Source organism: Alicyclobacillus fastidiosus, from assembly GCF_026651875.1.
In the GTDB taxonomy this organism is placed as follows: domain Bacteria; phylum Bacillota; class Bacilli; order Alicyclobacillales; family Alicyclobacillaceae; genus Alicyclobacillus; species Alicyclobacillus fastidiosus.
This window is the reverse complement of sequence record NZ_CP104067.1, coordinates 3,282,789-3,296,745: the sequence shown is the minus strand read 5'-3', so window position 1 is coordinate 3,296,745 and position 13,957 is coordinate 3,282,789. Positions and strand designations below refer to the sequence as shown.

The 13,957-nt window shown below is 54.4% G+C and carries 13 protein-coding genes and 1 pseudogene; 12 read left to right on the top strand and 2 right to left on the bottom strand.

Annotation, left to right across the window (positions count from 1 at the left end):
* The first annotated feature begins 85 nt into the window (after nt 1–85).
* The 9 genes and pseudogenes from NZD89_RS16330 (at nt 86) to NZD89_RS16290 (ending at nt 7,984) form a co-directional block, all read left to right on the top strand.
* On the top strand, nt 86–1,309 hold the full coding sequence (locus NZD89_RS16330) for an aminotransferase-like domain-containing protein (protein WP_268003862.1): 1,224 nt from the start codon (nt 86–88) through the stop codon (nt 1,307–1,309).
* Between the two features lie 526 nt (nt 1,310–1,835).
* Entirely contained in the window at nt 1,836–3,032 is a 1,197-nt protein-coding gene (locus tag NZD89_RS16325; RefSeq protein ID WP_268008512.1) for an ornithine--oxo-acid transaminase, read from the top strand.
* Nucleotides 3,033–3,087: 55 nt separating this feature from the next.
* Nucleotides 3,088–3,987 (top strand): arginase, encoded by a 900-nt coding sequence (gene rocF / locus NZD89_RS16320; RefSeq protein WP_268003861.1) that lies wholly within the window; start codon nt 3,088–3,090, stop codon nt 3,985–3,987.
* A 330-nt stretch (nt 3,988–4,317) separates the two neighbouring features.
* Nucleotides 4,318–5,115, top strand: a complete 798-nt coding sequence (locus NZD89_RS16315) for an SDR family NAD(P)-dependent oxidoreductase (protein ID WP_268003860.1) — start codon at nt 4,318–4,320, stop codon at nt 5,113–5,115.
* Nucleotides 5,018–5,485 (top strand): annotated as a pseudogene (locus NZD89_RS30125) (amidohydrolase family protein); the annotation flags it as partial. The gene NZD89_RS16315 and the pseudogene NZD89_RS30125, both read left to right, overlap by 98 nt.
* A 58-nt stretch (nt 5,486–5,543) precedes the next feature.
* Entirely contained in the window at nt 5,544–5,948 is a 405-nt protein-coding gene (locus NZD89_RS30120) for an amidohydrolase family protein (RefSeq protein WP_268003858.1), read from the top strand.
* 33 nt (nt 5,949–5,981) lie between these two features.
* Nucleotides 5,982–6,389 carry a hypothetical protein gene (locus NZD89_RS16300; RefSeq protein ID WP_268003857.1) on the top strand — a complete coding sequence of 136 codons (408 nt, stop codon included), beginning with the start codon at nt 5,982–5,984 and terminating at the stop codon, nt 6,387–6,389.
* Nucleotides 6,390–6,403: 14 nt separating this feature from the next.
* Nucleotides 6,404–7,582: an FtsW/RodA/SpoVE family cell cycle protein gene (locus NZD89_RS16295; RefSeq protein ID WP_268003856.1), complete on the top strand. Its 1,179-nt coding sequence runs from the start codon at nt 6,404–6,406 to the stop codon at nt 7,580–7,582.
* Nucleotides 7,583–7,654: 72 nt separating this feature from the next.
* The gene (locus tag NZD89_RS16290) at nt 7,655–7,984 is read left to right on the top strand and encodes a Rossmann-fold NAD(P)-binding domain-containing protein (protein ID WP_268003855.1); all 330 of its coding nucleotides are present in this window, start codon (nt 7,655–7,657) and stop codon (nt 7,982–7,984) included.
* Between the two features lie 94 nt (nt 7,985–8,078).
* Here the strand turns inward: NZD89_RS16290 and NZD89_RS16285 are convergent, their stop codons facing one another.
* Nucleotides 8,079–8,843 carry an IclR family transcriptional regulator gene (locus tag NZD89_RS16285; RefSeq protein WP_268003854.1) on the bottom strand — a complete coding sequence of 255 codons (765 nt, stop codon included), beginning with the start codon at nt 8,841–8,843 and terminating at the stop codon, nt 8,079–8,081.
* Between the two features lie 454 nt (nt 8,844–9,297).
* On the opposite strand from NZD89_RS16285, the gene NZD89_RS16280 reads away from it, so the two are divergent.
* Genes NZD89_RS16280 through NZD89_RS16270 form a run of 3 tightly spaced genes read left to right on the top strand, consistent with a single transcriptional unit; the run spans nt 9,298 to nt 12,375 of the window.
* The gene (locus NZD89_RS16280) at nt 9,298–10,341 is read left to right on the top strand and encodes a tripartite tricarboxylate transporter substrate binding protein (protein WP_268003853.1); all 1,044 of its coding nucleotides are present in this window, start codon (nt 9,298–9,300) and stop codon (nt 10,339–10,341) included.
* Nucleotides 10,342–10,363: 22 nt separating this feature from the next.
* Entirely contained in the window at nt 10,364–11,878 is a 1,515-nt protein-coding gene (locus NZD89_RS16275; RefSeq protein ID WP_268003852.1) for a tripartite tricarboxylate transporter permease, read from the top strand.
* The gene (locus NZD89_RS16270; RefSeq protein WP_268003851.1) at nt 11,875–12,375 is read left to right on the top strand and encodes a tripartite tricarboxylate transporter TctB family protein; all 501 of its coding nucleotides are present in this window, start codon (nt 11,875–11,877) and stop codon (nt 12,373–12,375) included. Before NZD89_RS16275 ends, NZD89_RS16270 begins: the two co-directional genes overlap by 4 nt.
* 93 nt (nt 12,376–12,468) lie before the next feature.
* Here the strand turns inward: NZD89_RS16270 and purF are convergent, their stop codons facing one another.
* On the bottom strand, nt 12,469–13,842 hold the full coding sequence (purF, locus tag NZD89_RS16265; protein ID WP_268003850.1) for an amidophosphoribosyltransferase: 1,374 nt from the start codon (nt 13,840–13,842) through the stop codon (nt 12,469–12,471).
* Nucleotides 13,843–13,957 lie beyond the last annotated feature (115 nt).

Here is a 13,957-nt window from a genome sequence, read left to right as displayed (position 1 = left end):
TATTGTAGGTTTTATCGCTGTGAGCGTACTTGAGCAAACGTCCTTTTGGAGACGCGATTGTGTAGAATTCTAGGGGTGAGGTTGCATGCAGTATCGTCAGTTTCTGACCGACGCCGTGCGTGCGTCGTTACAATACGAGGCGCCGGGTGGCTGGATACCGGCCGCCCCGCCAGCGTGCATTCGGCTACATTCGGGATATCCAGCACCTGCGCTGGTACCCGTAGACCATCTCGCCAGGACCATGGCAGATGTGCTAGAGCGCGAGCGAGATTTACCATTGCAATATCTAGGTAGCCCGAGTGCGGCTCGGTTACGCGGGTGCATTGAGCATCTGATGAGTGGGCGCGGCATCGATGTGTCGCACGACGCGACGCTCGTCACGTCCGGAAGTGCCGAGGCCATCGACTTGATTTCCCGGACGTGTTTGGATTCCGCGTCCGTGGTGGTGGTGGAGTCGCCGACGTACATGGAGGCACTCGAGACGTTTCACAATTACACGGATCAGGTGCTTTGCATCCCGGTCGATGGGCAGGGATTGCGCACAGACCTGTTCGAGCACCTATTAGTCCATCGCCAATCACGACAGCTACCACTTCCAAAGCTACTGTACACCATCCCGTCATTTCACAATCCAACCGGTATTACGCTGTCTTTGGAGCGGCGAAACCATTTACTGCAGTTGGCTCGCCGTTTTCGCTTTTTGATTGTTGAGGATGACGCGTATGGTGAGCTCTATTTTGAAAAGCGGCCGACCACGCTCAAGGAGTTGGATTTAGAAGGGAACGTCCTGTACCTCGGTTCGCTCTCGAAGGTCATCGCACCAGGTCTGAGAATTGGCTGGGTGACGGGTCCGTCCACGCTCATTTCCACCTTTGACCGTTTTAAAAAGGACCTGGGTCACCCGCTGGTGGAAGCGGTCGTCGCCCGTTATTTAGCGCTTGGCGACTGGAACCAGCGCATGACGCACTTGAGGGGCGCCTATCGACGCCGAAGAGACGTGTTGCAAGGTGCACTGGCCCAGTACATGCCGGGTGATGTGACATGGGTAAACCCGGAAGGAGGGTATTTCACCTGGCTGCACGTACCTGGTGTAAACACGCTTTCGATGCTCCCACGGGCACTTGCCGCGGGGGTGTCGTACGTCGCTGGCGAGCACTTTTGCGTGAATCCGAAGGATGGTGCGCAGAACTTGCGACTCTCGTTCAGTTATGTCGACGAAGAAGACCTCGTTCGCGGCGTGCAACTCTTGAGTGACGTGATCCGAGCCACGAGGAGTGCGGATGGCTCGGCTGCGAGCGGCCGCCTCTAAACGTTTACGGAAACGAGACGATAGTGTCGCAATAGCGCGAACGCCGCCTGACTTATCCATGATCGACCCCATAGCTTATGACAAGCCCTCCTAACAGCGGTGCAATCAGGATTTGCGCCGCTGCCTTAGCTATCCCTCCACGTATCGTTCGTAGTCCGGCGAGTGGATATCCTCTCTTCTGTCCCGGAGCGAGGGAAGGACTAGCGCTACGGTGCTCAATCGACTTATTCACCTCATGTCGGCGTCGCGCACATGCTAACTGAATAGATGGATTGTAGTCGGTTGACATTCGTGTGCAAATTTATTTTGCACCTGCAAGAAATGAAGGCACTTGCGTTGCGCAAACAGGTTTTGCATGATGGATTTGGGAATGAAATCGCTTTGTTGGCAACCGCTCAGCCGTGACTTCGAGGTTGTGCAACTGTCGCCAAGGTGGGTTCTGCAAGGCAGGCTGAATCTGCTTTACGCAACTAAGACTCCGTGGAGCGGTCAAAAGACGGTCCGTGTGACCACTGAGGAGGAAGTCATGATGTCGAATGCGGTCCCCATGAGACTTGAAGAGCAATACGGTGCAAAAAACTACCATCCGCTGCCAATTGTACTGGCAAAGGGTGAGGGCGTTTGGGTGGAAGACCCGGAGGGCAATCGGTACATGGATATGCTCAGCGCCTACTCCGCGCTCAATCAAGGCCACAGGCATCCAAAGATCATTTCGGCCTTAAAAGATCAGGCGGACAAAATCACGCTGACGTCTCGGGCGTTTCACAACGACAAGCTCGGACTGCTGTATGAGCGATTGGCAAAGCTGACGCAAAAGAACATGATTTTGCCGATGAATACGGGAGCGGAAGCGGTGGAGACGGCGATCAAGGCCATTCGCAGGTGGGCCTACGACGTGAAGAAAGTCGCCGACAACCAGGCGGAGATCATCGTCGCCTCCGGAAACTTCCATGGTCGCACGACGACAATTATCTCGTTTACCTCCGACGCCGAGTATCAACGTGGGTTCGGCCCGTTAACCCCTGGCTTTCGCATCATTCCATACGGTGACCTGGAGGCCCTAAAGCAGGCCATCACGCCGAATACTGCGGCGTTTCTGGTTGAACCGATTCAAGGCGAGGCCGGTATCGTCATACCGCCAAAAGGATTCTTGCGTGCCGCCTCTGAGCTGTGCAAGCAAAATCACGTCCTATTTGTCGCCGACGAAATCCAAACCGGTCTAGGACGTACCGGGAAAATGTTCGCTTGCGATTGGGAGAACGTCGTCCCGGACATGTACATCATCGGTAAGGCACTGGGTGGGGGAGTGTTTCCAGTATCCGCGGTGGCCGCGGACAAGGAGATTCTCGGGGTGTTTGAACCGGGATCGCATGGGTCGACGTTTGGCGGAAATCCGCTTGGCAGCGCAGTTGCTGTGGCGGCGCTGGACGTGATCGAGGAAGAGGGACTCGCTCTGCGCTCTCGCGAGCTCGGCACATATTTTCTGACCAAGTTATTGACCATCGACAACGCAATGATTAAGGAAGTGCGGGGACGCGGGCTATTTATCGGCGTGGAACTGACCACCAAGGCGCGCCCCTACTGTGAGCGGTTAAAGGAGCTGGGGCTGCTCTGTAAGGAGACGCACGAAAACACCATTCGCTTCGCGCCTCCTTTGGTCATCACGAAGGAGGAACTCGACTGGGCGTTTGCGCGGATTGCGTCCGTGTTTGAGCAAGCATAACGGCGTCGACGGTTGATGCTCGGCTGAACCGTGTCGGTGGAAGGAGAGAAATCACATGAAAGAGCTACGAATTATCGGCGTTCCGTCCGACTTAGGTCAAGGGCGGCGCGGAGTGGATATGGGGCCAAGCGCCATTCGCTACGCGGGGCTGAGCGCCGCGCTGGAACGACTCGGGTACAAGGTCGAAGACCTCGGCAACATCAACGTGCCGACACCGGAGATGAAGGAGCAAAATCAGAATACGAAGTTGAGATATCTGCACGAGGTAACCGAGGTAGCCAACAACTTGTGCGGGATGGTGAGTCAGGTCGTCAGCGAGGGACACCTCCCCATCATCCTCGGCGGGGACCACAGCATCGCCATCGGCAGTCTGGCCGGGATGGCGCAAGCGAACACCAACTTTGGCGTCATCTGGTTTGACGCGCACGGCGACATGAACACGGAACAGACCACGCCGTCCGGCAACATTCACGGCATGCCGCTCGCGGTCAGCCTCGGTTACGGCCATGACGAGCTCGTGACGATTGGCGGGCTCAAACAGAAGGTGAAGCCGGAGAACGTGGTGCTCGTCGGCATTCGTTCAATCGATGAAGACGAGGCGCGGCTGATTCGCGAGGCGGGGATTCGCTGTTACACGATGGCCGAAATTGATCGCCGCGGCATGGCGCAAGTGATGGCGGAGGCCATCGAAATTGCGACAAACGGGACGGACGGCATTCATTTAAGCCTCGATCTCGACTCCCTCGACCCGATGTTTGCACCTGGCGTCGGCACGCCTGTGTACGGCGGCGTGACCTACCGCGAAGGCCACCTCGCCATGGAGATGTTGGCGGCATCCGATTCACTCGTGTCGGTCGACGTGGTGGAAGTGAACCCGATTCTCGACGAGCACAACCGCACCGCCATCATGGCGGTTGAACTGGTCGAGTCGTTGTTTGGAAAGACGGTTCTATAACGGTCACTGGCAGTGAGGAGCCAGCATTGAAGCGGCTCCGACGTGCGACAGGACAGCGCGAGCCTATCTCCCCTTCACGGATAAAGTGATGAGGGAGATAGGCTGATTTTATGGCTATCTGATCTGTCGAGGACGACGTTTTGGATGGTGTGACGAAGGGGGGCGTCCGCGATGAAATGTTCAATCTAGAAATGATCATGTGAAAATTCTGATATATTTGCAGGTGAGAGCGATAACATATTCGGAGAGGGTTTCGTTGAATCGGCTCGGAGACAGCCGGTGTCGACGCAGTGTGGTTCGTGTTATCGTTAGTCCAGGAGGTGTATTCGCATGAGACGTTTAGACCAGCGCGTGGCGGTCGTCACCGGGTCGGGCAGTGGCATTGGACGTGCGGCTGCCATCATGTTTGCCAAGGAGGGCGCGAAGGTCGTCGTTGTCGATCTCGATTTGCCCGCGGCACAGGAAACCGTTCGTCGGATAGCGGATGAGGGTGGGCAGGCGATAGCCATTCGTTGCGATGTATCCGATGCGCAAGACGTCAAGACATCCGTTGAGCGGGTGGTTGAGCACTATGGCAGGCTCGACATTCTGTTCAACAATGCCGGTATCGTCCTGCCAAAATACATTGAAGAGGTCGAAGAAGCGGAGTGGGACCATTTATTCGACATCAATGTCAAGGGGTGCTTTCTGTTCATCAAATATTCGCTTGCGCACATCCGCGCGACGAAAGGTACCATCCTCAACATGGGTTCGATGACTGGACTTGCGGGGCAGCGCCGAAATCCGGTCTACAGCGCCACCAAAGGCGCAGTGGCCGCGCTGACGAGAAGTTTGGCCATCGACTTGGCACCGGACGGGGTTCGTGTGAACTCCATCTGTCCAGCCGGCGTGCTCACACCACTATTGGAAAAATGGTTTGCACAACAAGCGAATCCCGACGAATTCCGTCGCGGTCAGGACCTGTCGCATCTGCTTGGACGCACCGCCACGCCTGACGAGATAGCGAGTGTGGCCGTGTTTCTCGCAAGTGATGAGGCTTCCTTCATCACGGGTCAGTCCATCCCCGTCGAAGGTGGGGCCACCATCGGCTACGGTGTTGGACCAAAGGCGGAGTGGCATGAAAATTGATGCGCACCAACATTTCTGGAAGCTCTGCCGCGGCGACTACACGTGGTTAACACCTGATCATTCCCGCCTGTATCGCGATTTCCTACCGGACGATATCATCCCTCATCTAGAGGCGCGAGGAATTCAGCCAACGATTGTCGTGCAAGCGGCGCCGACGGTGGCCGAGACGGAGTTCTTGCTCGAGCTGGCGTCGCAACATCCGTTCGTCGCCGGCGTCGTCGGTTGGTTGGACCTTGCCTCTCGACAGTTTGAAGAATCGTATCGCCGGCTGCGACAATGTGATAAGTTCGTAGGCGTGCGCCCGATGCTTCAGGACCTGCAAGAAGATGACTGGGTACTACAGGACGCCGTGATCGAAAACATCTCGCTCTTGGCGAGGGATTCGTTTCCCATTGACCTGCTCGTTTTCCCCCAGGCACCTCCCCTACGTGCACGAACTGTTGCAACGGGTTCCGACCCTTCGTGCCGTCATCGATCACTTGGCCAAACCGTCGATCAAAGACCAGCTGTTCGACCCGTGGCGAAGCGATATAGCCGAACTCGCGAAGTACCCGTCGGTCATGTGCAAGTTATCTGGCATGGTGACCGAGGCAGACCCGGCAAGATGGCACCTCGACGATTTGCGTCCTTATGTCTTTGAAATCGTTTCCATGTTCGGCCCGAAACGCGTCATGTTCGGCAGTGATTGGCCGGTCTGCACCGACGTCACAAGTTACGAAGAGGTGTATGACACGTTGACTACCATTCTGCAACCAAGGCTGTCGGACGTGCAAATGCGTTGGGTATTCGGTGACAACGCCAAGGAATTCTACCGATTGGGGACATCAGGGTGACCACGTGGGTGTATCGGGATCAGGTCGACCTGCATGAGTATGATGGCCAGCAATTGGCTGAAAAGTGAGGAAAATGCGGAGAGCGTCGGTGAGCGGTGCACTTGGAGACTCGCATCCAATGCCGCCGCTCACCGCAAATCAGCCATCGCGCGTGAGCGGACCGTACACGGATGGAACTGTCACTTGTACCGCTTTAGGACGATCACCATGAATACGACTACTACGGCCACAAACAAGGTGCATAATCCAGCCATTGATGCATCGCTGCGCAAACCCTTCACCCACCATTCCAAATCACTATATATGACGACGCGGCGCGACTCCATAGGATCTCCAAACTATCTCCAAATCGCATTCAATCTTGTCGATTATAATGCAAATCGTCGCTCGCGTTTGAGAGCCCATTTCACTCGCGATGTCGTGGAGATGAAACCACTCTGACCAGGGGGATCACTTTGGAAACATTACGCAGAGGCGTCAGAGATTTGGATTTTACCGTGCTCGGAGTTCTGTTGTTGCTCGCGGTTTGCGGCTGTGTCGCCGTCGCGGCTGCCACGCATAGCTCGACAGACCCCTATATTCCCAAACACACGGTGGAAAAACAGGTGATTTGGGAGGTCGTCGGTGTCGTCCTCATGCTGATGGCCACGACCTTTGACTACCGTTCACTCAAGGCTAAACGGTGGTGGCTGTATGGTGGATCGACCTTGTTGTTGCTCGTCGTGTTCGGCTTCCCATCCGTTCAAGGCGCGCATTCGTGGATCAACCTGAAAGTGATTAGCATACAGCCGTCGGAGTTAGCCAAGTTGACACTGATCATCTGGTTGGCAGGCTATATGGCGGATCGGGAAGAGAAAGGCGAGCCAACGAATCGCCTTCGAGACGTTTGGTCAATCATCCCGATGACGGTGGTTCCGTTCGTGCTCATTTTTAAGGAACCGGCTCTCGGTCAGGCACTCGTCGTCGTCGCCATTGCGATGACCATGTTTACACTGTTTGCAAAGAACTCGCATTTTGTGTTGTTGATGATGTTTGTCGCCGTCATCGTCGTTGGGTTTTCGCTAGTCGCCTTGAAGTTTCCGGAGCAGTCTACGTCGTTTATCAACAACGTCCTCGTAAAACACCATATCTTGAAGGCGTATCAAGTGGATCGCATCACGACGTGGCTAAATCCGAATTACAGCACGAACAACTACGGCTACAACATTCACATGAGTCAAATCGCGGTCGGCAGCGGCCAGTTGTTCGGCGAGGGGCTGTTCAATGGCATCGAGACGAATGGCGGGTGGGTACCCAACCAATGGGATGATTACATTTACACGGCGATTGGGGAGGAATTTGGATTTATCGGAACCGCGGTCGTGGTCATGTTGTTTCTCATGTTAATGCATCGCTTCATCAGGATTGCGAAGACGACGGAAGATGCGTTTGGCACGTATATCATTATCGGCATTACAGGCATGTTTTCCTTTCAAGTCTTTGAAAATATCGGCATGGACATGTACCTTAGCCCATCGACCGGCATCACGCTGCCGTTTATCAGCTACGGAGGAACATCTCTGGCCATTGACTACTTAGCTGTCGGCCTCATCTTGAGTGTCGGGCTGCGCCGGAGAAGGATTCGATTTGAGTAAGTCCCTCGTCGATGTACAGCGCCAAAAAATCCGCCAAGACTTTTCTATATAGCGGAAACGTTTGGTCGTGGGATGGATGTTTCTCGATACAATACACATGGGAAGTGGTTCGAGCGCGATGTCTCGCACCAGTCTGCAGGGATTGAGTCCCGACCCGACGCGAGTGAGGTGACAGGAGTGCACAATGAGCTGATTGCGGAAAAGAGTGGGAAAACCGTCGCGATTTTTGGGTACCGAGAGGACGGCCGAGCGCATGCGGAACACCTCAGGCAAGTAGGCGTCCGCGTGATATTTGGCATTCGCGAAGACAGAGATGAGTGGAGCGACGCGATACGAGATGGAGAATACGTCGTCTCGCCTGAAGAAGCGGCCGCCCAAGCGGATATTATTCAAGTGTGGTGACCTCGCGCTAGCGTTGTAAGCAGATGTTCGTAGACGCGCTCCATTGTCTAGATGGCAAGCGCGTCGCCCACTTGCAACCTCTGCCGAGCGCCTTCTATTCGATACCATCGAGCTGTTCTGTGATCAGTCGGCTGAACATGCGCAAGGTGCCGAGAAATTCCTGTACTTGGGTCGGTAAGAACTGTGATTTCGAGCCAGTGATGCTCAGGGCGGCCGTCACGTGTTGAGATTCGTCATAGACGGGAACCGCAAGCGAACACACATCGTATCTTGATTCCTCGGATGTGAGTGCGTAGCGGACTGCTCGGATGTGTCCCAACTGTTCAAGCAACTCGTCTTTATCTGTCATCGTATTGCTGGTTCGGGCTTTGAGGGGGAGGCTGAGAACGCGCTCAATCTCCTCGCTGCTCTGAAAGGCGAGAAGCAGTTTGCCCACCGCAGTAGAATGACACGGCACGCGTGTGCCGATACTGCTGAACGTGCGCGTCTCTTTGTCCTCTGGAAGTTTACATAGGTATACCACCGAACCGTAATCGTAAATCCCTAAACGAACGATCCGCCGCACGCGCTGCATCAAGTCTACTAATATGGGAAACGCCTTGGCGCGAAGCTCCGCACTTCGGTAGAAGACGGAGCCGATGACGAACATGCCAATGCCCAAGCGATACTTGTGCGAGTGACTGTCCTGCTCGACGAGTCCCGTTTCTCGCAACGTGCACAAGAGGCGATGAACGGTACTCTTGGCGATCCCCAGTCGCTCGCCAAGCTCACTCACGCCCATCACCGGGATATCGTCGGAGAATTCTTGAAGAATGCGAATCGCGTTATAGACAGATGACAACGGTTGTTCCTTTGCCACACGAGTTCCTCCCACGCGCAAAAGTGTCGAACGAAAGGCGCGAACGCCTCGGACATCTACCTGACCCCCTGCACGATTGCGGATGGCGACGGTCGTCCTCCTCCGATTACACCGCGATCACAAGTGAGCTGCACACGATAGCACAGAGACGCCGCTACCGTGATTGTACGTCGCTCCATCGATTGTCGAATTGTAATTTTCCTTCATGTGGAACGGGATCGAATAATTTTGTGCGATCCGATGCGTGCGCGTGATCGGCCGGACCCATCCACTTCGCTCCATAAACTCCCGTGAAATTCAGACTGAATATTCTGCTATGTGGAAACAGCCGCTTCGGCATTCCGAAACAGCATTATAAGATTACAACCAAGAAACTGAATCCGCTTTCACACCTCGCATAGACATGGGGGTTATCCGAGACAAAGAGGTGCGAAAGCCAGAGGAGGATATGGTTGTGAATGTGAAAGCATGGAGGAGAACGAGACGGATTTGTGCTACGACAGCAGTTGCATTCGGTTTGGCGATGGGGATGGTGGGGTGTGGAACCCAGTCGACCACCACAAGTGGCGCGAGCTCCGCGGGCGGCAGCGCGACCAAGGACAACTACCCAAATAAAACGATCACCCTCGTGGTTCCGTATGCCCCTGGCGGCGACTTCGACACGACAGCGCGATTGTTGGCCCCGTTTTTGACGAAGTATCTGCCGAACAAGCCGGCTGTCATCGTCAAAAACGTACCGGGCGGAAACAGTGAAATCGGCGATATGCAAGTGATCGACGCAAACCCAGACGGATATACCATCGGTTACTTTACATTGCCCGGCATCGCACTGGGACCGCTGATTGGGCAAGGAAATTACGATTTGACCAAGGTGTCTTGGATAGGACAAGTATTCGCGATGCCGTACGTCGCAGCCGTCTCGAAGAAATCGGGGCTGAAGGATATCGCTGCCGTGAAATCTGACCCGCATCTGAAAATTGGGACAACCGGGATTACGACGACGGCCGGTCTAGCTAGTTTTATCACGACGAAGGTACTCGGACTCGAGAATTCGTCAACGGTGCCGAGTGGAGGCAGTTCGATGAGCATTCTCGCGGCCGCACAAGGAGCAGTCGACTTTGTTCAGTTTCCGTACTCGGCGCTTCAGCAGCAAATCAAAGCCGGTCTGATTGAGCCGTTGTGGGTCAACTCGAGCAAGCGTCTGTCGGAACTGCCGCAAGTTCCTACTATCGCAGAGCTGGGCTATCCACAGTTGGCATCGGTCGTCAGCCTCAGTGGCGCGATTGGCACGACGCCGGGCGTCTCGCAACAGGATGTCGCCATTTTACAAGACGCGTTGCGCAAAGCGCTTAGCGACCCTGACTTCCTTTCGAAGATGAAGGCCGCAAACGAGTCTCCCGCCTATTTGAACGGCGCCGACACATTAGCGGAAGTCAAAAACGACATTCAGGTCATGAAGACGTACGCACCACAAATCAAAGCCGCCGTCAACAAGTAAAGTCACGAAAGGGTGTCCAACTTTGTTTCAGCACCTTTTGCCCGCGATGAATACCTTCTTCACGTGGCCTGCACCTCTGTTTCTGCTCATCGGTGTGCTCGTAGGCATGCTGTTCGGGGTTCTTCCGGGTCTCGGAGGGCCACAGGTTCTGGCGCTGCTTACGCCGCTGACCTATAAAATGGACCACACGTCCGCCATCGTGATGATGATTGGAGCGATGAGCGCCATTCCGCTATCCGGCTCCCTGGCGGCCATTTTACTGAACCTGCCCGGGCACGCGCCCAGTGTCGCATCGACGTTTGATGGGTATCCGCTCACTCGCCAAGGCAAAGGGGGATACGCAGTTGGCGCTTCCGCGATGAGTGCGATTCTAGCAGCTTTCATCGGGGCCATCGTTCTGACCTTGGTTCTGCCGATTGGCGAGAAAGTGGTACTTGCCTTCTCGTTTCCGGAGTTTTTTATGATGGCGGTCGCAGGGCTGAGTATGGTCGCGATTATCTCTCGCAAAGGGTCGGTGTGGAAGGGAGTCGTGACGGTTGCCCTCGGACTGATGATCGCGTTCATCGGGTCCGATCCGGTCACCGGATCGACTCGTTTCACATTCGGAAACATGTATTTGTACAGCGGAATCGACATCGTTCCTGCTTTAATCGGTCTCTTTGCCATCAGTGAAGCTATCACGATGCTCTTGAAGGGCGGAAAGCTCACGGAGGATACCGATTCGAGTACCCGCCTATCCGGAGTGGTCGATGGTATGAAAGCCGTTTTCACAAACTTCGGCGTCTTTATCCGGAGCAATCTAATCGGAACGTTCATGGGGATGATCCCGGGGGTGGGGGGATCGATTACCACAATCGTCGCATATGGTCAGGCGGTGCAGACGAGTAAGCACCCAGAGTCGTTCGGGACTGGCGACATCGCTGGCGTGATCGCCCCGGAGACCGCAAACAATTCGAAGGACGCCAGTGGCTTTATTCCGACCTTGTTGTTCGGAATACCAAGCCATATTGAAATGGCTGTTCTCCTTGGCACATTGACGGTTCTCGGCATCAATCCCGGGCCGCAGTTGGTCCAAACTGACCCGGACAAAGTGTTGACCGTAATCTATGCGCTCGTGATTGGGAATATCGTTACCGCAGTCGTGATCTTGTTGTTCGGAGGATATCTGACACGACTCGCACTCGTGTCCAAGCAACTACTCGCACCGATCATTTTCGCACTGTCTATCGTGGGCGCGTATGCGATCAACAACGAGATCGGAGACGTCATCGTCGCCCTCGTATTTGGCGTGTTAGGTTTCGTTATGGACCGGTTTCAATTTCCCAAGATCAATCTTGTGATTCCGCTCATGATTGGCGGGCTGATGGAGACGTTGTTCAGCCAAACGCTCCTCGCGATGGGTCCAAAAGGATTCGTCACAAGACCGATTTCCGTCGGGATTCTGCTCGTCATCGCAGTCATTCTCTTCTTTGCATTTCGGCCGAGAAACAAACGACGGGTTCTGAGTCAAACAACCGATGAAGGTGGGATTCAGTGAAAATCCGAAAGAGTGTAGACCATGTCATTTTTGACTTTGTCCTATTGGCGGTATTCATCGCGTTCAGCGTCATCGGAGCGGGTTACCAGCCGATGGCGAGGCAACTACCCCTTCCAATTTCTATAATTGGCGGATTGTTTACTTTCGTTTTGGTGCTGTCCGATTTGTTTCCGGTCGTGGAGAAGGTAATTCCTTTAGTCGGTCGACAGGGCATAGGGGGCCAGGTGCATGAAAGTCAGACGCATTCAAGTGGAGACAGTCACATTGAGCCGATGACCTCAAAATCCTGGTTGCGTTTGCTACGTATCGTCTGTTGGCTGATTGTCCTGATCATTGTTATGAAGTACATCAGTTACTTGCTGGCGACCGGATGCTTCGTTTTCCTTTTGACTTGGTTAGAAGGACGAGTGGCGTGGTGGAAATCTCTCATTTCGGCCGTCGGCACAGTGATTTTCTTTTATATTGTGTTTAATCTCTTTTTGAATGTGGCATTTTAGTTGGGGTGTTCACCGGCTGCTATATCGGTGTCTGAGCGGCCGCCTGGAATCGCGAGATGCCCAGACGGCCGACAACGACATCGCGCGTAGCTTTTACGTCAAGAACGTATGGGTTGGGTATGCTCCGCCAAAGCATGCAATGCAACGGTTTGGAATTTCATCGAGATCTACACCGACTGCGTCGAGCAACCCTTGTTCGCTCAGGAAGGCGAGTGTATCCGCACCGATCGCATGCCCCATGGCGTCTTCTTCATCCCATTTGTTGGCGAACAACTCCTCCTTCGTGGGCATGTCGATTCCGTAAAAACAAGGGTTGCGAACCTTGGGTGAACTAATCCGTACGTGCACCTCTCTTGCCCCGGCTTGTCGAATCAGCTTTACAATACGACGACTGGTTGTCCCCCGAATGATGGAGTCATCGACGAGCACCACTCGCTTGCCTTTCAACACATCTTCTACGGCACTCAACTTTAACCGTACAGCTAATTCGCGCAGGTCCTGGGTAGGCTCAATGAATGAGCGACCCACGTACGAGTTTTTGACGAGCCCCATCTCGTAGGGAACACCGGATTCCTCTGCGTATCCCAGCGCGGCCGGCACGCTTGAATCGGGAACACCAATGACCACGTCTGCTTCGACAGCATGCTCCTTGGCTAAATTTCGCCCCAGGTCTTTGCGGGTGGCAAGGACACTCTTTCCATGTATTACGCTATCCGGTCTTGCGAAATAGACAAATTCGAAGGAACAGAGGGAAAGCTTGTTGCGAGGGGCGAATCTACCGGTTTGCATCCCCTGTTCATCGATAACCAACCACTCGCCGGGCTCCACCTCTCTCCAAACTTTGGCGTCCACGGCCGCGAGTGCGCAGGTCTCGGAAGCCACGACATAAGAATCGTTTAATTTTCCGATGGTCAGCGGACGCAGGCCATGACGGTCGAGTGCGATGAGCAATTTCTTCTCCGTCATGATGAGCAATGCGAAGGCACCTTGGATGCGGGTGAGTACTTCAGATGCCGCGTCTTCAAATCGCTCCCGCGAAGAACGTGCCAACAGGTGAGCAATCACCTCGGTGTCGGTCGTGGTTTGAAAGATCCCACCTTGATCATGAAGCAACTTTCGCTCAAGTTCGGCATTGACCAAATTGCCATTGTGAGCGATGGCTAGGTTGCCTTCTCGATATCGAAAGACGAGCGGTTGAGCATTTTGTAACAGACTCTCGCCGGAAGTGGAATACCTGACGTGACCGATGGCCATATCACCTGTTAAAGAGTCGAGGATTTCTCGTGTAAATACCTGTGTGACTAGGCCCATCCCCCGGTGATGATGAAACTTTTCCCCTGTACTGGTGACGATCCCGGCGCTCTCCTGCCCACGATGTTGCAACGCATGTAAACCGTAATAGGTCAAATCGGCTGCTTGCGGGTGATTAAATACACCAAATACACCGCATTTTTCCTGTATAGACACACAATGCCCCCCGAGCGTTCCAATGTCTCCAAACTATTGTCGACGATTCGGAGGATTTTATCCTGTGCCCACGCGTATCGTGGGAACCGAAGTCTTGACAGGTTCGCGCGACTTT